The 21,820-nt window shown below is 71.5% G+C and carries 21 protein-coding genes and 1 riboswitch; of the genes, 12 read left to right on the forward strand and 9 right to left on the reverse strand.

The genetic code is table 11. The features are described 5' to 3' along the window. Nucleotides 1-13 precede the first annotated feature (13 nt). The 4 genes from ACZ5XS_RS00555 to ACZ5XS_RS00570 are packed head-to-tail and all read left to right on the forward strand — an operon-like array spanning nt 14 to nt 5,580. On the forward strand, nt 14-1,537 hold the full coding sequence (locus ACZ5XS_RS00555; protein WP_468646967.1) for a GMC family oxidoreductase: 1,524 nt from the start codon (nt 14-16) through the stop codon (nt 1,535-1,537). Further along, nucleotides 1,537-2,637 (forward strand): quaternary amine ABC transporter ATP-binding protein, encoded by a 1,101-nt coding sequence (locus ACZ5XS_RS00560; RefSeq protein WP_468646969.1) that lies wholly within the window; start codon nt 1,537-1,539, stop codon nt 2,635-2,637. Before ACZ5XS_RS00555 ends, ACZ5XS_RS00560 begins: the two co-directional genes overlap by 1 nt. Next, the gene (locus ACZ5XS_RS00565; protein ID WP_468646971.1) at nt 2,637-4,613 is read left to right on the forward strand and encodes an ABC transporter permease; all 1,977 of its coding nucleotides are present in this window, start codon (nt 2,637-2,639) and stop codon (nt 4,611-4,613) included. Before ACZ5XS_RS00560 ends, ACZ5XS_RS00565 begins: the two co-directional genes overlap by 1 nt. 1 nt (nt 4,614) lies before the next feature. Further along, on the forward strand, nt 4,615-5,580 hold the full coding sequence (locus ACZ5XS_RS00570; protein WP_468646972.1) for an ABC transporter substrate-binding protein: 966 nt from the start codon (nt 4,615-4,617) through the stop codon (nt 5,578-5,580). An 88-nt stretch (nt 5,581-5,668) separates the two neighbouring features. Here the strand turns inward: ACZ5XS_RS00570 and ACZ5XS_RS00575 are convergent, their stop codons facing one another. Genes ACZ5XS_RS00575 through ACZ5XS_RS00585 form a run of 3 tightly spaced genes read right to left on the reverse strand, consistent with a single transcriptional unit; the run spans nt 5,669 to nt 7,250 of the window. Next, nucleotides 5,669-6,403: an isocitrate lyase/PEP mutase family protein gene (locus ACZ5XS_RS00575; protein WP_468646973.1), complete on the reverse strand. Its 735-nt coding sequence runs from the start codon at nt 6,401-6,403 to the stop codon at nt 5,669-5,671. Continuing rightward, entirely contained in the window at nt 6,400-6,744 is a 345-nt protein-coding gene (locus ACZ5XS_RS00580) for a carboxymuconolactone decarboxylase family protein (RefSeq protein ID WP_468646974.1), read from the reverse strand. The genes ACZ5XS_RS00575 and ACZ5XS_RS00580 overlap by 4 nt, the downstream gene beginning before the upstream one ends. Beyond that, entirely contained in the window at nt 6,741-7,250 is a 510-nt protein-coding gene (locus ACZ5XS_RS00585) for a carboxymuconolactone decarboxylase family protein (protein ID WP_468646975.1), read from the reverse strand. Before ACZ5XS_RS00585 ends, ACZ5XS_RS00580 begins: the two co-directional genes overlap by 4 nt. A 47-nt stretch (nt 7,251-7,297) precedes the next feature. Between ACZ5XS_RS00585 and pdxR the strand changes: the two genes are divergently transcribed. Then, complete coding sequence (pdxR, locus tag ACZ5XS_RS00590) at nt 7,298-8,683, forward strand: MocR-like pyridoxine biosynthesis transcription factor PdxR (protein ID WP_468646977.1); 1,386 nt, start codon at nt 7,298-7,300, stop codon at nt 8,681-8,683. Between the two features lie 87 nt (nt 8,684-8,770). On the opposite strand, the gene ACZ5XS_RS00595 is transcribed toward pdxR, so the two are convergent. Beyond that, nucleotides 8,771-9,592 (reverse strand): DMT family protein, encoded by an 822-nt coding sequence (locus tag ACZ5XS_RS00595; RefSeq protein WP_468647497.1) that lies wholly within the window; start codon nt 9,590-9,592, stop codon nt 8,771-8,773. Between the two features lie 134 nt (nt 9,593-9,726). Between ACZ5XS_RS00595 and ACZ5XS_RS00600 the strand changes: the two genes are divergently transcribed. Together ACZ5XS_RS00600 and ACZ5XS_RS00605 are read left to right on the forward strand one after the other, a co-directional pair. After that, a complete protein-coding gene (locus ACZ5XS_RS00600) occupies nt 9,727-10,098 on the forward strand; it encodes a hypothetical protein (RefSeq protein WP_468646979.1) in 372 nt (123 codons plus the stop codon). Between the two features lie 26 nt (nt 10,099-10,124). Next, a complete protein-coding gene (locus ACZ5XS_RS00605; RefSeq protein ID WP_468646981.1) occupies nt 10,125-11,309 on the forward strand; it encodes a glutathionylspermidine synthase family protein in 1,185 nt (394 codons plus the stop codon). 49 nt (nt 11,310-11,358) lie between these two features. Here the strand turns inward: ACZ5XS_RS00605 and rocD are convergent, their stop codons facing one another. Continuing rightward, nucleotides 11,359-12,564, reverse strand: coding sequence for an ornithine--oxo-acid transaminase (rocD, locus tag ACZ5XS_RS00610; protein ID WP_468646983.1), 1,206 nt, complete (start codon nt 12,562-12,564; stop codon nt 11,359-11,361). Between the two features lie 92 nt (nt 12,565-12,656). Continuing rightward, nucleotides 12,657-12,755, forward strand: a riboswitch (ZMP/ZTP riboswitch). A 31-nt stretch (nt 12,756-12,786) separates the two neighbouring features. Between rocD and ACZ5XS_RS00615 the strand changes: the two genes are divergently transcribed. Then, the gene (locus tag ACZ5XS_RS00615; protein ID WP_468646984.1) at nt 12,787-14,235 is read left to right on the forward strand and encodes a glycine hydroxymethyltransferase; all 1,449 of its coding nucleotides are present in this window, start codon (nt 12,787-12,789) and stop codon (nt 14,233-14,235) included. Nucleotides 14,236-14,476: 241 nt separating this feature from the next. Here ACZ5XS_RS00615 and ACZ5XS_RS00620 read toward each other — a convergent pair whose 3' ends face one another. Beyond that, nucleotides 14,477-15,430, reverse strand: coding sequence for a hypothetical protein (locus tag ACZ5XS_RS00620; RefSeq protein WP_468646986.1), 954 nt, complete (start codon nt 15,428-15,430; stop codon nt 14,477-14,479). After that, a complete protein-coding gene (locus tag ACZ5XS_RS00625; protein ID WP_468646987.1) occupies nt 15,417-15,995 on the reverse strand; it encodes an RNA polymerase sigma factor in 579 nt (192 codons plus the stop codon). Before ACZ5XS_RS00625 ends, ACZ5XS_RS00620 begins: the two co-directional genes overlap by 14 nt. Before the next feature lie 141 nt (nt 15,996-16,136). Here ACZ5XS_RS00625 and trpS point away from each other — a divergent pair, with 141 nt between their 5' ends. Continuing rightward, complete coding sequence (gene trpS / locus ACZ5XS_RS00630) at nt 16,137-17,150, forward strand: tryptophan--tRNA ligase (protein ID WP_468646989.1); 1,014 nt, start codon at nt 16,137-16,139, stop codon at nt 17,148-17,150. A 139-nt stretch (nt 17,151-17,289) separates the two neighbouring features. Beyond that, entirely contained in the window at nt 17,290-17,874 is a 585-nt protein-coding gene (locus tag ACZ5XS_RS00635) for a 2'-5' RNA ligase family protein (RefSeq protein ID WP_468646990.1), read from the forward strand. A 75-nt stretch (nt 17,875-17,949) separates the two neighbouring features. On the opposite strand, the gene ACZ5XS_RS00640 is transcribed toward ACZ5XS_RS00635, so the two are convergent. Beyond that, nucleotides 17,950-18,705: a decaprenylphospho-beta-D-erythro-pentofuranosid-2-ulose 2-reductase gene (locus ACZ5XS_RS00640; RefSeq protein WP_217235097.1), complete on the reverse strand. Its 756-nt coding sequence runs from the start codon at nt 18,703-18,705 to the stop codon at nt 17,950-17,952. Nucleotides 18,706-18,769: 64 nt separating this feature from the next. Further along, entirely contained in the window at nt 18,770-20,125 is a 1,356-nt protein-coding gene (locus ACZ5XS_RS00645; protein WP_468646992.1) for an FAD-binding protein, read from the reverse strand. 133 nt (nt 20,126-20,258) lie between these two features. Here ACZ5XS_RS00645 and ACZ5XS_RS00650 point away from each other — a divergent pair, with 133 nt between their 5' ends. Continuing rightward, the gene (locus ACZ5XS_RS00650; protein WP_468646993.1) at nt 20,259-20,768 is read left to right on the forward strand and encodes a phosphatase PAP2 family protein; all 510 of its coding nucleotides are present in this window, start codon (nt 20,259-20,261) and stop codon (nt 20,766-20,768) included. Beyond that, on the forward strand, nt 20,761-21,741 hold the full coding sequence (locus tag ACZ5XS_RS00655; RefSeq protein WP_468646994.1) for a decaprenyl-phosphate phosphoribosyltransferase: 981 nt from the start codon (nt 20,761-20,763) through the stop codon (nt 21,739-21,741). The genes ACZ5XS_RS00650 and ACZ5XS_RS00655 overlap by 8 nt, the downstream gene beginning before the upstream one ends. Nucleotides 21,742-21,820 lie beyond the last annotated feature (79 nt).

The raw sequence follows: 21,820 nt of genomic DNA on the forward strand, positions 1-21,820 counted from the left end.
CTGGAGTCCCCCCATGCACCAACACGAGTACGACTATGTCGTGATAGGCGGCGGCACCGCAGGATCCGTCATCGCCTCCCGCCTCACCGAGAACCCCGACGTCACGGTCGCCGTCATCGAGGGCGGCCCCAGCGACGTCGACAGAGACGACGTCCTGACCCTGCGCCGCTGGATGGGTCTGCTCGGCGGCGAACTCGACTACGACTACCCCACCACCGAGCAGCTGCGCGGCAACTCCCACATCCGGCACAGCCGCGCCCGCGTCCTCGGCGGGTGTTCCTCGCACAACACCCTGATCGCCTTCAAGCCGCTGCCGTCCGACTGGGACGAGTGGGAGGCGGCCGGCGCCAAGGGCTGGGGCGCGGTGCCGATGGAGGCCTACTTCGCGCGGCTGAAGAACAACATCGTCCCGGTCGACGAGAAGGACCGGAACGCCATCGCCCGCGACTTCGTCGACGCGGCCGAGAAGGCGCTCGACGTCCCCCGCGTCGAGGGCTTCAACAAGAAGCCGTTCAACGACGGCGTCGGCTTCTTCGACCTCGCCTACCACCCCGAGAACAACAAGCGCTCGTCGGCGTCGGTGGCGTACCTGCACCCCGTGATGGACGAACGGCCCAACCTCCACATCATGCTGGAGACCTGGGCGTACAAGCTGCGGCTCGACGGCACCCGCGCCGAAGGCGTGCACGTCCGCACCAAGGACGGCGAGGACATCCTCGTACGGGCCCGCAACGAGGTCCTGCTGTGCGCGGGCGCCGTCGACTCGCCCCGCCTGCTGCTGCACTCCGGCATCGGCCCGAAGGCCGACCTGGAGGCGCTCGGCATCCCCGTCGTGCACGACCTGCCGGGCGTCGGCGAGAACCTGCTCGACCACCCCGAGTCGGTGATCGTCTGGGAGACCGAGGGCCCCATTCCGGAGAACTCCGCGATGGACTCCGACGCGGGCCTGTTCGTGCGCCGCGACCCCGAACACGCGGGCCCCGACCTGATGTTCCACTTCTACCAGATCCCCTTCACGGACAACCCGGAGCGCCTCGGCTACGAACGCCCGCCCCACGGCGTCTCGATGACCCCGAACATCCCCAAGCCGAAGAGCCGCGGCCGCCTGTTCCTGACCAGCGCCGACCCGGCGGTCAAGCCGGCCCTCGACTTCCGGTACTTCACCGACGAGGACGACTACGACGGCCGCACCCTCGTCGACGGCATCAAGATCGCCCGTGAGATCGCCACGACCGAACCGCTCGCCGGCTGGCTCAAGCGCGAGGTGGCCCCGGGCCCGCAGGTCACGGGCGACGAGGAGCTGAGCGAGTACGCCCGCAAGGTCGCGCACACCGTGTACCACCCGGCGGGGACCTGCCGGATGGGAGCCGCCGACGACCACTCGGCCGTCGTCGACCCCGAGTTGAAGATCCGCGGACTGGACGGCATCCGTATCGCCGACGCGTCCGTTTTCCCGACCATGCCGGCCGTGAACCCGATGATCGGGGTGTTGATGGTCGGGGAACGGGCCGTCGACCTCCTTGGAGGTGGTGCGTGATGACGACGACCATGGACACGCAGACGACAACGCCGACGAGCACGGACCCCGTGTTCTCCGTCGAGGGCCTGTGGAAGGTCTTCGGCCCCAAGGCGGACCAGATCCCCGCCGACCCCGAACTGGCCGGCCTCTCGCCCGCCGAACTGCGCGAGCGCACCGGCTGCACCGCCGCCGTCAGGGACGTCTCCTTCGACGTCCGCAAGGGCGAGGTCTTCGTCGTCATGGGCCTGTCCGGCTCCGGCAAGTCCACGCTGGTGCGCTGCCTGACCCGGCTCATCGAGCCGACCTCCGGCGCCGTCGCGATCGACGGCGAGGACGTGCTCGCCATGGACAAGGGCCGCCTTCGCGAACTACGCAGGAACCGCGCCTCCATGGTCTTCCAGCACTTCGGCCTGCTTCCGCACCGCACCGTCCTCGACAACGTCGCGTACGGCCTGGAGATCCAGGGCGTCGCGAAGGCCGAGCGACGCGCGAAGGCACTCGATGTCGTCGCGAAGGTCGGCCTCGACGAACTCGAACAGCGCAAGCCCGGTCAGCTCTCCGGCGGCCAGCAGCAGCGCGTCGGCCTGGCCCGCGCGCTCGCCGTCGACCCCGAGGTCCTGCTCTTCGACGAGCCGTTCAGCGCGCTCGACCCGCTGATCCGCCGGGACATGCAGGAGGAGGTCATCCGCCTGCACCGCGACGAGGGCCGCACCATGGTCTTCATCACCCACGACCTCAACGAGGCGCTGCGCCTCGGCGACCGCATCGCGCTGATGCGCGACGGCGAGATCGTGCAGCTCGGCACGCCCGAGGAGATCGTCGGCTCGCCCGCCGACGACTACGTGCGCGACTTCGTCCGCGACGTGCCGCGCGCCGACGTCATGAAGGTCCGCACCGCCATGCGCCCCGCCGACGCCGACGAGGAGACCAGGGGAGCGGCCATCGCGCCCGACGCCACCGTCTCCGAGGCCATCGAGGCGGTGACCCGCTCCGGCTTCCCGGTGCGCGTCGTGGAGGAGGGCCGCTGCCTCGGCGTCGTCGACCACGAGCAACTGCTCGGCGTCGTCGCCGGGATACCCGGCCCCCGGAAGCCGGACACCGGCGAGGTGGTCGCCTGATGGCCACCGTCACCGCCTCGAGTCCCGTACGAGATACCGGAATCGGGGCCCTGCTCAAGCACCGTGCCGTCGCCAAGATCCTGCTGCTCGCCGTCGCCGCGGCCGTGCTCGTGCCGATCGCCGACGCCAGGTGGGCCTCCGGAGCCTGGCCCGGAGCCCTCACCGTCGACCTGACCTCGCCGCTCGGCAAGGCCAGCGACTGGATCATCGACAACCGGGACAGCCACTGGCTGTTCACGTACTTCCTGGGGCACGTCTCCAACGCCATCGTGGTGTCGGTACGCGCCGTCTACCTGGTGCTCCTCGCGGGCGGCTGGGCCGGTGTCGTGGCCGGCGCCGCGCTGGTCGCCTGGCGGGTCGCGGGCGTACGCCTCGCCGTCCTCACGGCCGCCTCGTTCGGCGTGTGCGGGCTGCTCGGCATGTGGGTGCCGACGATGCAGACGCTGGCCCTGATGGTCGTGTCCGTCATCGCCGCCGTCGTGCTCGGCATGCTCATGGGGCTCGCCGCCGGACTCAACGACCGGATCTTCCGCATCCTGCGACCGGTCCTCGACACCATGCAGGTCCTCCCGGCCTTCTCCTACCTGCTGCCGGTCGCCCTGGTCTTCGGCATCGGCGTGCCCGCCGCGGTCCTCGCGACCGTCGTGTACGCGGCTCCGCCGATGGCCCGGCTCACCGCCCTCGGCCTGCGCGGCGCCGACGGCGGCGTGCTGGAGGCCGTCACCTCGCTCGGCGCCACCGCTCGTCAGCGCCTCTTCTCGGCCCGCCTCCCGCTGGCCCGCAAGGAACTCCTGCTCGGCCTCAACCAGACGATCATGATGGCGCTCTCCATGGCCGTCATCGCCTCGATGATCGGTGGCGCCGGTCTCGGTGACCGCGTCTACCAGGCCCTCGGGACCGTGGACGTCGGCGCCGCCCTCGCGGCCGGCATCCCGATCGTGCTGCTCGCCGTGGTCCTCGACCGCGTGACGGGCGCCGCCGGTGAGCGCCTGGGCGCGCACGCCGAGGACACCTCGCCGCTGCGCGGCCCGCGCGGCTGGGCCGTGGCCGCCGCCGTGACCGTCGTCGTCGCGCTCGCCGTGCGGTTCGCCGACCGTCTGGAATGGCCGGCGAGCTGGACGGTGGACATCGTCGAGCCGGTCAACACCGCCAAGGACTGGATGGTCGACCACCTCTACACCGGCGTGCCCGTCGTCGGCGGCACCGCCGACTGGGCCGCGCACTTCACCACCTGGGTCCTCGACCCGGTCCGCGACGGACTGCAGGACCTGCCCTGGTGGTCGGTGCTGCTGGTGGTCGCGGCCCTCGCCTGGCTGATCGGCACCTGGCAGACCGCCCTGACCGCCGTCCTCGCCATGGCCGGCATCGGCGTCCTGGGCGTGTGGGACAAGTCCCTCGACACGCTCGCGCAGGTCCTCGCGGCCGTCGCCGTCACGCTCGTCCTCGGCTTCGCGATCGGCATCGCGACCGCCCGCAGCGGGCGCCTCGAGCGGCTGCTCCGCCCCGTACTCGACGTCTTCCAGACGATGCCGCAGTTCGTGTACCTGATCCCGGTCGTCGCCCTCTTCGGCATCGGCCGGGCCCCCGCGGTCGCCGCGGCCGTCATCTACGCGCTGCCCGCCGTCATCCGCATCACCACGCAGGGCCTGCGCCAGGTCGACAGCGCCGCGATGGAGGCCTCGCGCTCGCTCGGCGCCACCAGCTGGCAGCAACTGCGCCAGGTCCAGCTCCCGCTGGCCCGCCCCGCGCTCCTGCTCGCCCTGAACCAGGCGGTCGTCCTGGTCCTCGCCGTCGTCGTCATCGGCGCTCTGGTCGGCGGTGGCGCGCTCGGCTACGACGTCGTGTTCGGCATCGCGCAGGGCGACCTGGCGACCGGCATGGTGGGCGGCGTCGCCATCGTCTGCCTCGGCCTGATGCTGGACCGGGTGACGCAGCCCACGGCACGCCGGGAACTCGGCGCGAAGAAGGGAGCGTGACATGCGCGTACGTACGCGTGCGGTGAGCGCCATGACCGCGGTCGGCGCCCTGCTGGCCCTGTCCGGGTGCGGCGCCGCCGACATGACCAAGCAGGCGTCCCCGTACGCCAACGCCGGGGGTGCCAAGAGCGTGACGCTCTCCGTCCAGAGCTGGGTGGGCGCCCAGGCCGACGTGGCGGTCGCCGAGTACCTGCTCAGGCACGAGCTGGGCTACCGCGTCGACCTGGTCCAGATCGACGAGGTCCCGGCCTGGGACGCCCTCAGCCAGGGCCGCGTCGACGCGATCATGGAGGACTGGGGCCACCCGGAACAGGAGCAGCGGTACGTCAAGGAGAAGAAGACGATCGCGCCCGGCGGCGACGTCGGCGTGACCGGCCACATCGGCTGGTACGTCCCCACCTACTTCGCGAAGAAGCACCCGGACGTCACCGACTGGAAGAACCTCAACAAGTACGCGGACCAGTTCCGTACCGCGGAGAGCGGCGGCCAGGGGCAGCTGATGGACGGCTCCCCGTCGTACGTCACGAACGACAAGGCCCTCGTGAAGAACCTCGGCCTGGACTTCAAGGTCGTCTTCGCGGGCTCCGAGGCGGCGCAGATCACCCAGATCGAGCAGTTCGCCAAGCAGCAGAAGCCGTTCCTGACGTACTGGTACAAGCCGCAGTGGCTGTTCGAGAAGGTGCCGATGACGGAGGTGAAGCTGCCCGAGTACAAGGAGGGCTGCGACGCCGACCTGGCGAAGATCAAGTGCGCGTACCCGCACACGCCGCTGCAGAAGTACCTCAACGCCGACTTCGCCAAGCGGGGCGGCAAGGCGGCGGCCTTCCTGAAGAACTTCGAGTGGAGCGAGGCCGACCAGAACGAGGTCTCCCTCGACATCGCCGACAAGAAGATGTCCCCGCAGGACGCGGCGAAGAAGTGGGTCGGCAGCCATGAGTCGACCTGGCGGGCGTGGCTGCCCAAGTAGGCGGCGCGGCCCGGCCCGGACAGGGGCTGCCCGACATTCCGGGCGGCCCCTGTCCGCTATCGCGGAGGCGATGAGGAAGTGGCTGTCCTCATGCCCGCCGCCTCAGGTCCGCGGCGATCTCGCGCAGTGCCCGGGCGGCCCGGCGTTGCAGCCCCGGGCCGAACGTGACGCGGGTCGCCCCGAGTTCACCCAGTTCGGTGGGCGAAGGGCTTTCGCCGTCGCCCTCCAGCCCGGCGAACACGTTCATCGGTCCCTGGATGCCGGAGCGCAGCAGCGGCAGTACGGTCGTCGGGGCGCCGATCGGATAGACGCAGTCGGCACCCGCGGCGACGTACAACGCGGCCCGCCGGATGGCCTGTTCGGGATCGGTGACGCCCCTGATGAACGTGTCGACGCGGGCGTTGACGAAGAGCGAGTCGCCGGCGGCGTACCGCACCTCGGCGAGCCAGTCGGCGTGCTCCTGCGGGTCCTTGAGGGCGCCCGCGGACGAGTCCTCGAGGTTGCAGCCCACGGCGCCCGTCTCCAGCAGCCGCTCCACCAGCTCCTTCGGCGCGAGCCCGTACCCGCCCTCGACGTCGGCGGACACCGGTACGTCCACGGCCCGTACGATCCGCGCGACGGCCGCGAACATCTCGTCCGCGGGGGTCGCCCCGTCCTCGTACCCGAGCGAGGCGGCGACCCCCGCGCTGGGCGTCGCGAGCGCCGGGAAGCCGGCCTCGGCGAAGACCCGGGCGGCGGCGGCGTCCCAGGGGCCGGGGAGGACCAGCGGGTTGTCCGGTGTCCGCCCGTGGTGGAGCCTGCGGAAGATCCCGACCTTGCTCATGGTGTGCAACCCCCCGGTGGGACACGGCGGCCGACCATGACCCGGTTCCCGTTGTCGATGGCGGTGACCAGCGCGACGAGGTGGGCCGGCCGGGCCTCGTCGAAGTGCACGGCGGCCCGCTCGTACACCGCGTCGGGCACGAAACCGCCGGTCAGGACGGTCACCGCGTCGGTCAGTGCCGGCGCGGCCCGCTCCCGCCCGCAGTGGTCGAGCTGCGAGGCCCGGATCACGACGAGTTCGGCGAGGCCGGGGTCGCCGAGCCCCTTCTTCGCGGCGGCGCCGAGCGCGGACACGGCCTGCCCGACGGCCCGGTCGCGGAGCCCCGTACGCGGCGTCGTCACTTGTGGTGCCCCGGCTCGTAGTGCCCGGGGGCCATACGGAAGGTCACCCCGAACCGGTTCCACGCGTTGATCACCGCGATCGCCGAGATCAACTGAGCCAGCTCGGCCTCCTCGAAGTGCTTGGCGGCGTTCTCGTACACCGCGTCGGGCACGAAACCGTCGGTCAGGACGGTCACCGCCTCGGTCAGCTCCAGCGCCGCGAGTTCCTTCTCGGTGTAGAAGTGCCGCGACTCCTCCCAGGCGCTCAGCTGGACGATCCGCTCGACGCTCTCGCCCGCCGCGAGCGCGTCCTTGGTGTGCATGTCGACGCAGAATGCGCAGTGGTTGATCTGCGAGGCACGGATCTTCACCAGTTCGTACAGCTTGAGGTCGAGGCCCTGCTTGGCCGCCGTGTCGAGGCGGATCATCGCCTTGTAGACCTCGGGGGCGAGCTGGGCCCACTGCATCCTGGCCGGCGGTTCGGGTGCGTACTCCACGGTCGTGGGGGTGTGGTCGTTCGTCGTCATGCCTTCGACCCTAGGAGGCAGGCAGCCCAGGAGTATGGTCCATTTCCATGCGGAAACCTTGGGCCACCCTGGGCGTCGACCTGCACGTGGAGCCGACCGGTCCGGGCCTGCGCCGGGGCCTGACCGACGCCCTGCGTGAAGCCGTACGGTCCGGCCGGCTGGCCCCCGGCACCCGCCTGCCCTCCTCCCGCACCCTCGCCGCCGACCTGGGCATCGCCCGCAACACGGTCGCCGACGCCTACGCCGACCTGGTCGCCGAAGGCTGGCTGACCGCCCGCCAGGGCTCGGGCACCAGAGTGGCGGAGCGCGCGATCACCCCTCAGACCGGCGCGGCCCCTCCCCGCAGAGAGCGCCACCGCCCGACGTACGACCTCCGTCCCGGCACCCCCGACCTCGCCGCCTTCCCCCGCGCGGAGTGGCTGAAGGCCGCCCGCCGGGCCATCACCGCCGCCCCGAACGACGCCCTCGGCTACGGCGACCCCCGCGGCCGCGTCGAACTGCGCACCGCCCTCGCCGGTTACCTCGCCCGCTCCCGAGGTGTTCGCACGGACCCCGACCGGATCCTCGTGGTCGCCGGCTTCGTCCACGGCCTGAAGGTGCTGAGCGCGGTCCTGCGGGCACGCGGCGTACGGACGGCCGCGGTCGAGTCGTACGGCCTGAAGGTCCACGAGGACCAGCTGAGGGCAGCGGGTCTGCACACCTCACCCCTCCCGTTCGACGAACGGGGCACCGACCCCTCGCACCTGACCGACGAAGGGGCGGTACTGCTCACCCCCGCCCACCAGTTCCCCATGGGCGTGCCCCTGCACCGCGACCGGCGCGCGGTCGTCCTGGACTGGGCGCGGCGCACCGGCGGACTGGTCCTGGAGGACGACTACGACGGCGAGTTCCGCTACGACCGCCAGCCGGTGGGCGCGCTCCAGGGCCTGGACCCGGACCACGTCGTCTACCTGGGCACGGCGAGCAAGTCCTTGGCGCCGGGGCTGCGCCTGGCCTGGATGGTGCTGCCGCCCGCTCTCGCGGAGGCGGCGGCCGCCGCCAAGGGCGCCACCGACACCTGCGGCGTCCTCGACCAGCTCACCCTGGCGGAGTTCCTCACGTCCGGCGCCTACGACCGCCACGTACGCGCCGCCCGCCTCCGCTACCGCCGCCGCCGGGACGCCCTGGTCGACGCCGTCGCGACCGAGGCCCCCGACGTCCACGTCACCGGCATCGCCGCAGGTCTCCACGCCGTCCTGACCCTCCCCCCGGGCACCGAACAATCCGTCCTCCAGGCCGCCGCCTGGCAGGGCCTGGCCGTATACGGCCTCGCCTTCTTCCGCCACGAATCGGCGACGGCCGCGCAGGTCGACGCCCTGGTGGTGGGCTACGGCACCCCTCCGGACCACGCGTGGGCGGGGGCGCTGGGGGCGTTGTGCGGGGTGCTGCCGTGAGCGTCAGGGCGAGTAAGGGCGGCGGGGGCGAATCCTCGTAGGTCGTATGGGCCCATGGCCCCACCCGCCCGCAACCACCACCCACCCTCACACCCCCTCACCCGACACCTCCCCGAACCGCGCCAACACCAACGCCCCCACCACGGCCACGACGAACCCCAGCACAGCCACCCACCCCAGCCCCTCCCGCGTACGGTCCCCCAGCCACACCACCCCCACCACCGCCGGGCCGATCGTCTCCCCGATCACCATCGCCGCCGTGGCCGTGGTCACCGAACCCCGCTGCAACGCCGACGTCAGCGACAGGAACGCCGCCCCACCGCCCAACACCAGGGCGTACGCCGCCGGATCGGCGAACAGTTCCGCCGGTGCGAGCGAGTCGACCAACCGCACAGCCACCTCCACCACCCCGAACCCGAGCCCGGCACCCAGCCCGAGCACCGCCGAACGCCCCCGCTCCGGCAACCGCCCACCACTCAGCGCGAGCAACAGCACCACCACGGCCATCCCGAGCATCGCGTACTCCAACGCCACCGACCCGCCCCGGTCTCCCTCCGTCCCGGACGCCACTCCCAACATCGCGAGCCCCGCACACACCACCCCCACCGCACTCCACTCACCCCTGCTCAACGGAACCCGCAACACCCGCGCCGCGACCACCGCCGTCACCGCCAGACTCGAGGCCAGCGCCGCACCGACCGCGTAGACGGGGATCGACCTCAGCGCGGCGACCTGCAACGCAAACCCCGCCCCGTCCAACGCCAGCCCGGTCAGATACCGCCACTGCCGGACCGCCCGCAGAAACAGTGCCGCCTCCCCGCCCCCGCCGGTGTGGGCCGCCCGTGCCGCCACCGCCTGCAAGACCGTCGCCGTGCCGAAACAGACCGCAGCACCAAGGGCGCACACCATTCCAAAGAGCACAAAGCGACAGTAGGGGGAGGTCATGACGGGTGGGTCGCCCGCTCGCGTGCTCTTACCGATCTCTAGGCTGTCCGCCGGACGCACTCACCGGGCCACCCGCCCGGCCAACGGGGGGACACGAAATGGCAGACGCACGTCGGCAACTCCGCTCCGGCACGGTCGCACTCGGCGGCGTAAGCCTGCTCGCCGCGGCCCTGACGGCCTGCTCATCCGATCCGGACAAGCGCTGCGTGGACCGCGACAGCTACCGCGCCTCCAAGGGCTACGAGGTCGTCGCCGACAAGAACTGCAAGTCCGCCACCCCCGTCAACGGCGCCTACTACTACGGCGGCAAGAAGAAGAGCGGCTGGGTCAAGGGCGGATCCTTCACCAAGTCCGGCAAGAAGTCGGGCAGTACGAGCACCAGCGGAAGCGGCAGCGGCGGCGGCGTCGACCGGGGCGGCTTCGGCAGCGGCGACGGCGGAGGCAGCGGCAAGGGCAGCTCCGGCGGCTGACCGACCCACCTCTCAGGAAGCTCCGCATGCACCGCCACACCATCGACCCCCGCCCCGGCTGGCAGCAGACCGTCGAGGAGCAGGGGCTCATCTACCCGCTCACCCGCCACCCCGACGACTCCCTGCGCCCCTACTGGGACGAGAGCGCCTACTACTCCTTCACGCTCCCCGAGGTCGAGGCCCTGGAGGAGGCCGTCGAGGAACTCCACCGCATGTGCCTGACGGCGGCCGAGCACATCGTGGCCACCAACCGCTTCGCCGACCTCGGCATCACCGACCCCCGCGTGGCCGAGGCGGTCGCCGAAGCCTGGCGCCGCCGCACCGAACTCCCCTCCATATACGGCCGTTTCGACCTCCACTACGACGGCACGGCCCCGGCGAAACTCCTGGAGTACAACGCCGACACACCCACCTCCCTCGTCGAGGCCGCCTCACCCCAGTGGTTCTGGATGGCGGAGCGCTTCCCCGGCGCCGACCAGTGGAACTCCCTCCACGAACGCCTCGTCGCCGCCTGGAAGAAGCAGGCCGCCCTCCTCCCGCCCGGCGGCCCCCTGTACTTCGCGCACTCCTCGGCCGACGAACTCGGCGAGGACCTCATGACGGTCGCCTATCTGAAGGAGACCGCGGAACAGGCGGGCCTCGACACCGACTGGATCTCCATGGAGGAGATCGGCTGGGACCCGCTGTCCGGCCGCTTCGTCGACAACCAGCTTCGTTTCATCCGCAGCTGCTTCAAGCTCTACCCGTGGGAGTGGCTCACCACCGACCGCTTCGCCGACCACGTCCTCGGCACTCTCGACAACGGCGGCGGCACCGGCAGCACCCTGTGGATCGAACCGGCCTGGAAGATGCTCCTCAGCAACAAGGCCTTGCTGGCGATCCTCTGGGAACTGTTTCCGGGCCACCCGAACCTCCTCCCCGCCCACCTCGACGGCCCCCGCGCACTGGCGACGACGACCGGCTACGTCGCCAAGCCCCTCCTGGGCCGAGAGGGCGCCGGCGTGACCGTCCACGAGCCCGGCGCCGACCCCGTCATACGCCAAGAGGCCTGCTGCTACCAGGAGTTGGCCCCCCTGCCCGACTTCGACGGCAACCACGTCGTCCTCGGCGCCTGGGTCGTGGAGAACGAGTCCGCCGGCCTCGGCATCCGCGAGTCCTCGGGCTTGGTCACCGACGAATACGCCCGCTTCCTGCCGCACGTGATCCTCTGAGCAGCCGTTCCCGACAGCAGTTCGTCACCTCCTGCGGCCCCGCGAATCCCTACAGCCCCAGTACGGCACGCAACTGGGCCAGCCCCCAGTCCAGGTCCTCCTTCCCGATGACGAGGGGCGGCGCGATCCGGATCGTCGCCCCGTGCGTGTCCTTCACCAGCACACCCCGCTCCATCAGCCTCTCCGAGACCTCCCGTCCCGTGCCGTACGACGGCTCGATGTCGACGCCCGCCCACAGTCCCCGCCCGCGCACCTCCGTCACCCGCCCCGTCCCGGCCAGCGCCGCCAACTCCCGGTGCAGATGCCCGCCAAGCTCCGCGGACCGCGCCTGGAACTCGCCCGTCCGCAGCATCGCGATCACCTCCAGCGCCACCGCACAGGCCAGCGGACTCCCACCGAACGTCGACCCGTGCTCCCCGGGCCGGAACACCCCCAGCACCGCCGAGCTCGACACCACCGCCGACACCGGAACGACCCCGCCCCCGAGCGCCTTCCCCAGCACATACACGTCCGGCACCACCCCCTCGTGCTCGCACGCGAACGTCCGCCCGGTCCGCCCCAGCCCCGACTGGATCTCGTCCGCCACGAACAACACGTTCCGCTCCCGCGTCAGCTCCCGCACCCCCGGCAGATAACCGGCCGGCGGCACCAGTACCCCCGCCTCGCCCTGGATCGGCTCCAGCAGCACGGCCACCGTGTTCTCGGTCACCGCCGAGCGCATCGCCGTCAGATCCCCGTACGGCACGATCTCGAAGCCCGGCGTGTACGGCCCGAAGTCCGCCCGCGCCTCGGAGTCCGTGGAGAAGCTGACGACCGTCGTCGTACGCCCGTGGAAGTTGTTGCCGGCGACCACGATCTTCGCCATCCCGGCCGGCACCCCCTTGACCCGGTACCCCCACTTCCGGGCGGTCTTCACCGCCGTCTCCACCGCCTCCGTGCCGGTGTTCATCGGCAGCACCCTCTCCATGCCGCACAGCTCGGCGAGCTCCTCGCAGAACGCCGCGAACCGGTCGTGGTGAAACGCCCGCGACGTCAGCGTCACCCGCTCCAACTGCGCCTTGGCCGCCTCGACGAGCCGCCGGTTGCAGTGCCCGAAGTTGAGCGCCGAGTAACCGGCCAGCAGGTCCAGATAGCGGCGCCCCTCCACGTCCGTCATCCAGGCCCCGTCCGCGGTGGCGACCACCACGGGCAGCGGATCGTAGGTGTGCGCACTGTGGGCGTCGGCCGCGGCGACGAGCCGTTCCGTAGCGTTCACGGGATCTCCCTGAGGTGGCGGTGGCCTCCTTCCTATCGTCGCTCGCATGGTGGACGCGGGACCTGACCGATGCGGCGTGCCCGGTAGGCTGACGGGCGGGCCGTGACTGGCGCGCTGGGATGGGATGAACCATCGGGGAGCGGCCCCTGGACCTTGTCCAGCACCGAGTGCCGTGCGCCTGGGCCGTACCGTGATCGCTGCACACGACGTCCGGAGGTCCCCATGCCAGCCGAACCCCTCTCTCACGAGTCCACCGCCTTCCGTGCCGCCCTCGACGTGATCCGCGCCGTCGAGCCGCGCGTGGCCGACGCGATCGGCCAGGAGGTCGCCGACCAGCGCGAGATGCTCAAGCTGATCGCCTCCGAGAACTACGCCTCCCCGGCCACCCTGCTGGCCATGGGCAACTGGTTCAGCGACAAGTACGCCGAGGGCACCGTCGGCCGCCGCTTCTACGCCGGCTGTCGCAACGTCGACACCGTCGAGTCCCTCGCCGCCGAGCACGCGCGCGAGCTCTTCGGCGCCCGCCACGCCTACGTCCAGCCGCACTCCGGCATTGACGCCAACCTCGTCGCCTTCTGGTCCGTCCTCGCCCAGCGCGTCGAGGTCCCCGCCCTGGCGAAGGCCGGTGTGCGCCAGGTCAACGACCTCTCCGACGCCGACTGGGCCGAACTGCGCCAGGCCTTCGGCAACCAGCGCATGCTCGGCATGTCCCTGGACGCCGGCGGCCACCTCACCCACGGATTCCGTCCCAACATCTCCGGCAAGATGTTCGACCAGAGCTCCTACGGCACCGACCCCGCCACCGGCCTCCTGGACTACGAGGCCCTGCGCGCCACCGCCCGCGAGTTCAAGCCGCTCATCATCGTCGCCGGCTACTCCGCCTACCCCCGTCTCGTGAACTTCCGGATCATGCGCGAGATCGCCGACGAGGTCGGCGCCACGCTCATGGTGGACATGGCCCACTTCGCCGGCCTCGTCGCCGGCAAGGTCCTCACCGGCGACTTCGACCCGGTCCCGCACGCCCAGATCGTCACCACCACCACCCACAAGTCGCTCCGCGGGCCGCGCGGCGGCATGGTCCTGTGCGACGACTCCCTCAAGGACCAGGTCGACCGTGGCTGCCCGATGGTCCTCGGCGGCCCGCTCCCGCACGTCATGGCCGCCAAGGCCGTCGCCCTCGCCGAAGCGCGTCAGCCCTCCTTCCAGGACTACGCCCAGCGGATCGTCGACAACTCCCGCGCGCTCGCCGAGGGCCTGATGCGCCGCGGCGCCACCCTCGTCACCGGCGGCACGGACAACCACCTCAACCTGATCGACGTCGCCTCCTCCTACGGCCTCACCGGACGCCAGGCCGAGGCCGCCCTGCTCGACTCGGGCATCGTCACCAACCGCAACGCCATCCCCGCCGACCCCAACGGCGCCTGGTACACCTCCGGCATCCGCATCGGCACCCCCGCCCTCACCACGCGTGGGCTCGGCACCGCCGAGATGGACGAGGTCGCGGCCCTCATCGACCGCGTCCTCACCTCCACCGAGCCCGGCACCACCAGCAAGGGCGCCCCGTCGAAGGCCCAGCACATCCTCGACCCGAAGATCTCGGACGAGATCTCCCACCGAGCCACCGACCTCGTGGCGGGCTTCCCGCTGTACCCGGAGATCGACCTCGGCTGACACCCGTTCCGGCCCGGCCCGACGCGCCGGGCCGGGCCGCCTACGCTGACCAGGGAGCCCGGACCTCGGGGCCTGGTCAGCGTAGGCGGCCTTCGCTCCGGACCCGGCCGAGTGCTCGATGGTCCCGATCCCGCGCATTCGAACCCCCTGCCAAGCCGGCCCATCCCCGTGCGGCCGTCCACGAGCCGCGTGTCACTTCTGGTACACCGCCCGGCCCGTCGGGGTTCCCACCTCGCCCGCACTATTTCGGAGACGCCTCCGGCGCCCAGTCGAGGGACTTCGCGATCTCCACCGCCCGCCCCTGCGACGCCACGCCCTCCAGCCGCAGCGTCACGTGCGAGCCGCCGATGCTGCCGGTTCCGGAGCCGCCGGAGCTGTGCATCCACAGCAGCGTCGGCCCGGCGGTCCGCTTCTCTCGGGTGTGGCGGGAGCCGTCCGCATCCACCAGCCAGAAGCTCAGCAGGTGCGGTCGCGGGAACCACAGGGCCGTGTCCGTCGGCGTGCCGGCGTCGGCGGGGTCCTTGCTCAGCACGATCCACGTGGGCTGCTCGGGCACGCTCTTGGCGAAGCCGACGTCCAGGCCGGCCGGGTACTGGTCGAGGCGGACCGTGCGTCCCTGCTCGCGCCAGCACAGGCTCACCAGGAACCGCCCCTGCGGCTCGTCGCTGACCGACACGGTGTCCGGCGCGCCCAGCGCCGGCGGAACCAGCGGCTCGAACCCGGCCTCGCGCTCGGCCTGCGCGAGCGACACGGGCTCCCCGCAGCCGGGCACCTCGGCGCCGGCCGACGGCACCGCCGACGGGGCGTACCGCACCTCTACCCCGCCGAAGTCGAACCAGTCGAGGACCGCGGCACGCACCGGGGGCGTGAGCGCGAGGACCGTCAGCAGGCCGCACAGCGTCGCGGTCAGTGACCGCCACCGCGTTCGCGTCCAGAAGCGGGCCGCCCGCAGCCGATCACCGGCCTTCGGCGGCTCGGCCACCGGAACGGGTACCTGCTCGGCGAGTATCCGCTCCAGCACCGACTCGACCATCGACTCGGCCGCGGCACCACCGGGCGGGTCCAGGGAACGCCCCAGCGCCCGCAGCTCCTCCGGCAGCCGGGCGGCCTCGCCGCGCCGACGCCCCCCGCCCTCGTCGCCGGCACCGCCCTCACCGCCGTAGGCATTCCGCTTCCGCTCCTCACCCACGCTCATCACCCCCTTCCCCTGCTTCCCGGGCTTCCCGGGGCTGGAAATCCGGCAGCAGTCGGCTCATCTTCCGCAGTGCGCGGTTGAGCCGGGATTTCACCGTCCCCCGGGGCCAGCCCAGGGCCTGGGCCGTCTCGGATTCGTCCATCTCCAGCAGATAGCGGTAGGTGACGACCAGGCGATGCTCCTCGGTCAGCTTCTCCAGGGCGGCCAGCAGCGCGGCGCGGCGCTCCGTCTCCAGTGTGGCCACCGAGGGATCCGCCGATTCCGGTATCAGCGGGTCCGCCTCCACGAAGGCCGCCTCACGGCCGGCGAGCGTCCGCTGCCGGGCCGCCGTCCGCACTGTGTTCCTCGTCTCATTGGCCACGATCGACAACAGCCACGGCTTGAACGACGCGCCGTCCCTGAACCGGCCCAGCGCGCAGTACGCCTTGACGAAGGCCTGCTGCACCACGTCCTCCGCGTCCGCACCCGCCCCGAGCGCGGCGGCCGCCCTGAGCGCGAGGCCCGTATGGGCCCGCACCAGGTCCGCGTACGCCTCCGGGTCTCCGGCGCGTACGCGTGCGATCACCGCGGCCTCATCGACGATGCGGCCCCCCTCCCGCGTCCTCACATTCTTGGTACACCGCTCGGGCCGGATCGGTTCCCCCCGAGTCCCCTCTGTTTCCGACCAGTTCCGGATCGGCCCCCGACACCTGAGAGAATGGTGAGCATGGCCTCTGACCGACCTCGCGTGCTCTCCGGAATCCAGCCCACCGCAGGCTCGTTCCACCTCGGCAACTACCTCGGCGCCGTCCGCCAGTGGGTGGCCCTGCAGGAGTCCCACGACGCGTTCTACATGGTCGTCGACCTGCACGCGATCACGCTCCCGCAGGATCCCGCGGACCTGCGTGCCAACACCCGGCTCGCCGCCGCCCAGCTCCTCGCGGCCGGTCTCGACCCCGAGCGCTGCACGCTCTTCGTCCAGAGCCACGTCCCCGAGCACGCCCAGCTCGCCTGGGTCATGAACTGCCTCACCGGCTTCGGCGAGGCGTCCCGCATGACCCAGTTCAAGGACAAGTCGGCCAAGCAGGGCGCCGACCGCGCCAGCGTCGGCCTGTTCACGTACCCGGTCCTCCAGGTCGCGGACATCCTGCTGTACCAGGCGCACGAGGTCCCGGTCGGCGAGGACCAGCGCCAGCACATCGAGCTCACCCGTGACCTCGCCGAGCGGTTCAACGGCCGCTTCGGCGCGACCTTCACCGTCCCGAAGCCGTACATCCTCAAGGAGACGGCGAAGATCTACGACCTTCAGGACCCGTCGATCAAGATGAGCAAGTCGGCGTCCACGCCGAAGGGGCTCATCAACCTCCTCGACGAACCCAAGGCCACCGCCAAGAAGGTCAAGAGCGCGGTCACCGACACCGACACCGTCATCCGCTTCGACCCGGGGAACAAGCCGGGCGTCAGCAACCTGCTCACCATCCACTCGACCCTCACGGGCGAGGGGATCGCGGAGCTGGAACAGAAGTACGAGGGCAAGGGCTACGGCGCGCTCAAGACGGACCTCGCGGAGATCATGGTCGAGTTCGTGACGCCGTTCCGCGAGCGCACCCAGCAGTACCTGGACGACCCGGAGACGCTGGACTCGATTCTGGCCAAGGGCGCGGAGAAGGCGCGTGCCGTGGCCGCGGAGACCCTCGCGCAGGCCTATGACCGGGTGGGATTCCTGCCCGCCAAGCACTGAGGCGTACGACCGCACAAACGCACGACAGGGCAGAGCGCTGCACATCACTACGGTTGCGCCTGCCCACAACACGGCCGTGGCCGTACAGTCGATAGCCGGACGGCTGGGAACGCACCCGAACAGGACGACAGGAGACGACGTGGGGACCGTAACGATCGGCGTGTCGATCGCGGTCCCGGAGCCTCACGGCAGCCTGATCCAACAGCTGCGCGCGGGCTTCGGCGACGTGGCAGCTCACGGCATTCCCACGCATGTCACCCTGCTGCCGCCGACGGAGATCGACGAGGACGCGCTGCCGGCCGTCGATGCGCACCTGGCCGAGGTCGCCGCGGTCGGCCGGCCCTTCCCCATGCGCCTGTCGGGCACGGGTACGTTCCGACCGCTGTCACCTGTCGTCTACGTCCAGGTGGCCGACGGCGCCGAGGCGTGCACCTGGCTACAGAAGCAGGTCCGGGACGCCTCCGGCCCCGTGGCTCGCGAACTGCAGTTCCCGTACCACCCGCACGTCACGGTCGCGCACGGCATCGACGACGACGCCATGGACCGCGCGTTCGAGGAGCTGGCCGACTACCGGGCCGAATGGCCCTGCACCGGTTTCGCCCTCTACGAACAGGGCGCCGACGGCGTGTGGCGCAAGCTGCGGGATTACGTCTTCGGAGGCACGGTGGTGCCGCCGCAGACGGCGCGCGTCGAGCGCGGTTCGCTGCCGACAAGCCAGCTGTGACCACGGTGACCAACCAGCGGTGACCACCGTGGCGAACGGCCTGTAACTACAGTTACAGGCCCGCTGTCAGCACCGTTACAGCGGCAGTCGCCGGAACACCGCCCGCGGTACGTGCCGCAGTGCCGACATCACCACCCGCAGCGCTCCCGGTACCCACACGGTCTCCGTTCGGCGGCGCAGCCCCAGCTCGATCGCCGTGGCGACCGTCTCCGGTGTCGTCGTGAGGGGCGCCTCCGGCAGGCCCGTGGTCATCTTCGTGCGGACGAATCCGGGGCGTACGACCATCACGTGCACGCCGGTGCCGTGCAGGGCGTCGCCCAGGCCCTGGGCGAAGGCGTCGAGGCCGGCCTTGCTGGAGCCGTAGATGAAGTTGGAGCGGCGGGCGCGCTCGCCGGCCACGGAGGACAGCACCACGAGGGAGCCGTGGCCCTGGGTCTGCAGCCCGCGCGCGGCGACCAGCCCCGCCGACACCGCTCCCGTGTAGTTGGTCTGCGCGACGCGCACCGCGCTCGACGGTTCGCGTTCGTCGTGTGCCTGGTCGCCGAGGATTCCGAAGGCGAGCAGCACCATGTCGACGTCGCCCTCGGCGAAGACCTTGCCGAGCGTCGTTTCGTGGGAGTCGGGATCGAGCGCGTCGAAGGGGACGGTGTGCACTTCGGCCCCGAGGCCGCGCAGGTGCTCCGCGGCCTCCTCCAGGTCGGGCGTGGGGCGTCCCGCCAGCCACACCGTGCGGGTCCGGCGGGCGATCAGGCGGCGTGCGGTGGCGAGCGCGATCTCCGACGTGCCGCCGAGGACGAGCAGGGACTGGGGGATGCCGAAGGCGTCCTTCACGACAGCTCCTAGAGAGGGCCCCAGCCGTGCGGCTGAAGGGGGTGAGGCGGCCTGGGGGTGTTGTTCAGATGCCGAGGCGACGGGACAGGTCCGACGTGAAGACCCCGCGCGGGTCCAGCTCCGCTCGCAGGGCGCGGAAGTCGGGCAGGCGTGGGTACATCGCGGTGAGCAGTTCGGGGCGCAGGCGGGAGTCCTTGGCGAGGTAGACGCGCCCGTCGGCCGCGGCGACCTCCTCGTCCAGTTCGTCCAGGAAGGCGCCGAGGCCGGGCAGGTGGGCCGGGATGTCCAGGGCCAGGGTCCAGCCGGGCACCGGGAAGGAGAGCCAGCCCGGATCGGCCTCCCCGAAGCGCTTGAGGACGGCGAGGAAGGACGGGCACCGGCGTTGCGAGACGCGGCGCACGATCCTGCGCACGGCGTCCTCCTGGCCGTGGCCGACGACGAACTGGTACTGCACGAAACCGCCGCGGCCGTAGATCCGGTTCCAGTGGGGGACGCCGTCCAGGGGGTGGAAGAAAGCGGAGATCTTCTGGAGTTCGCCGGTACGCGCGCGTGGGGCTCTGCGGAACCAGAGCTCGTTGAAGAGGCCTACGGTCGTCCGGCTGAGCAGGCCCTCCGGGAGGAAGGCGGGGGCGGCCGGAAGCCGGGAGGTCCGGAAGGCCAGCGGATCCCTGCGCGCGCGCGTACGTTCCGGCAGTGCCTCCAGGGGGGCGTGGTCGCCGCGGGTCAGTACCGCTCGGCCCGTCGCCGCGCCGCGCGCCAGGAGGTCGATCCACGCGACGGAGTAGCGGTGGTGGTGGTCGGTGGCCGTCAGACGGGCCATCAGGTCGTCCAGGTCCCGCGCGCGCTCGGTGTCGACCGACATGAGTGAGGTCTCGACCGGCTGGAGGCGGACCGTCGCAGTGAGGATCATGCCGGTCAGGCCCATGCCGCCGGTCGTCGCGTCGAACAGCGGCGTGTCACGGCCGACCGTGCGGACCTCGCCGTCGGCGGTGAGGAGTTCGAGCGACAGGACGTGCCGGGAGAAGGAGCCCGACACGTGGTGGTTCTTGCCGTGGATGTCCGCGCCGATCGCGCCGCCGACGGTGACGTAGCGCGTGCCGGGTGTGACCGGCACGAACCAGCCGAGCGGCAGCAGCACGTGCATCAGCCGGTGCAGGGAGACGCCCGCGTCGCACAGCACGATCCCCTCACTGGCGTCGATGACGTGGATGCGGTCGAGACCCGTCATGTCGAACACGGACCCACCGGCGTTCTGCGCGGCGTCCCCGTAGGCCCGCCCCAGGCCCCTCGGGATGCCCCCGCGGGCCCCGCAGTCCCGGACGGCGGCCGCGGCCTCCTCGTACGTCCGTGGGCGGATCAGACGCGCGGAGGTGGGAGCGGTGCGGCCCCAGCCGGTGACGGAAACGGTGTCGGCAGACATGTCGGTGACCGTATCGCCCCTTGGTGGGCGATTAGTTTTGAAACATTCACCCCATCCCCGAAATGGGTGATTAATGGGATGTCGCCCTATATTGCCGGAGATCCGGCGGTGCTGACGTGAACAGTGAGTCCACATGGACGATCTCGACGACATGGACCACCGAATCCTTTCGGCGCTGAGGGCGTACGGCCGCGACCCGCACATCGCGAACACCGCGCGCGCCCTGTCCTGGGCGGGCGAGCACGGCGCGCTGTGGCTCGCGGCAGGCCTCGCGGGAGCCGCCGTGGACGGCCCGCGACGCGGCGCCTGGTTGCGCGGCACCGCGCTCACGGCAGGCGCGCACCTCGTCAGCATGGGCGTGAAAAGGGTGGTGCGCCGTCCGCGTCCCGCGCATGTCGAGCCCCTGGTACGCACCGCGGGCCGGCACTCCTTCCCGAGTTCGCACGCGACCTCCGCCGCGGCCGCCGCGGTCGCCTTCGGTGCGCTGGGGGCGTACACCGTCCCGCCGCTGGCCGCCGCGATGTGCCTGTCGCGCCTGGTCGTCGGTGTGCACTACCCCTCCGACGTGGCGGCGGGGGCGGTCCTGGGGGCGCTCACGGCGCGTATCGGGGCGCGTTGGATCCGGGGGAGCGTGCATGACTGAGACCGCGCCGATGACAGGCAGCGCACGCACCCGCGAGACGTTGGTACTGGAACAGCGCACGCCCCTGCGGAAGCCCGCACCACCCCGCAAGGGCTCCCTGCTGGGAGGGCTCGTCAGGACCGCGCGCCCCAGGCAATGGGCCAAGAACGTCCTGGTCGTGGCCGCCCCGGCCGCCGCCGGCCAGCTCTTCTCCCGGCACGCCCTCACCCAACTCGCGCTGGTCTTCGCCCTCTTCACCGCCTGCGCCGCCGCCGTCTACCTGATCAACGACGCCCGCGACGCCGAAGCCGACCGCGCCCACCCCACCAAGCGCCGCCGCCCGGTCGCCGCCGGACAGGTCCCCGTAGCCGTCGCCTACGCCGTCGGAGGCGCCCTCGGCGTCCTCGCGCCGGTCGTCGCGGCCTGTCTGGTCTCGCCCGCCGTCGCGGCGCTCCTGACCGCGTACCTGGGCATGCAGCTGGCGTACTGCGTCAGCCTCAAGCACGTCCTGGTCATCGACCTCGTCGTCGTCACGACCGGCTTCCTGATGCGGGCGATGGTCGGCGGGCTCGCGCTCGGCATCCCGCTGTCGCGGTGGTTCCTGATCACGACCGGGTTCGGCGCGCTGTTCATGGTGTCGGCCAAGCGCTACTCCGAAGCCGTCCAGATGGCCGGGAAAGCCGGCGCCACGCGCGCGTTGCTGACCGAGTACACCACCGGGTACCTGCGCTTCGTGTGGCAGCTCGCGGCCGGTGTCGCCGTCCTCGGCTACTGCCTGTGGGCCCTGGAGGAGGGCGGGGTCCCGCACACCAGCGTCCTGCCCTGGCGGCAACTGTCCATGGTCGCGTTCGTTCTCGCGATCCTCAGGTACGCCGTCTTCGCCGACCGCGGCACGGCCGGCGAACCCGAGGACGTCGTCCTGCGCGACCGCGCACTCGCCCTCATCGGGCTGATGTGGGTCGCGATGTACGCCCTGGCGGTGGCCAACTGGTGAGCACGCGCGCATGGGGAGGCGGAGGTCGCCGGCCGCACGCGCGCGCGTGGGGCAGCCGAAGTGGCCGGCCGGGCACCCG

This window comes from Streptomyces sp. NPDC033131 (assembly GCF_055578365.1).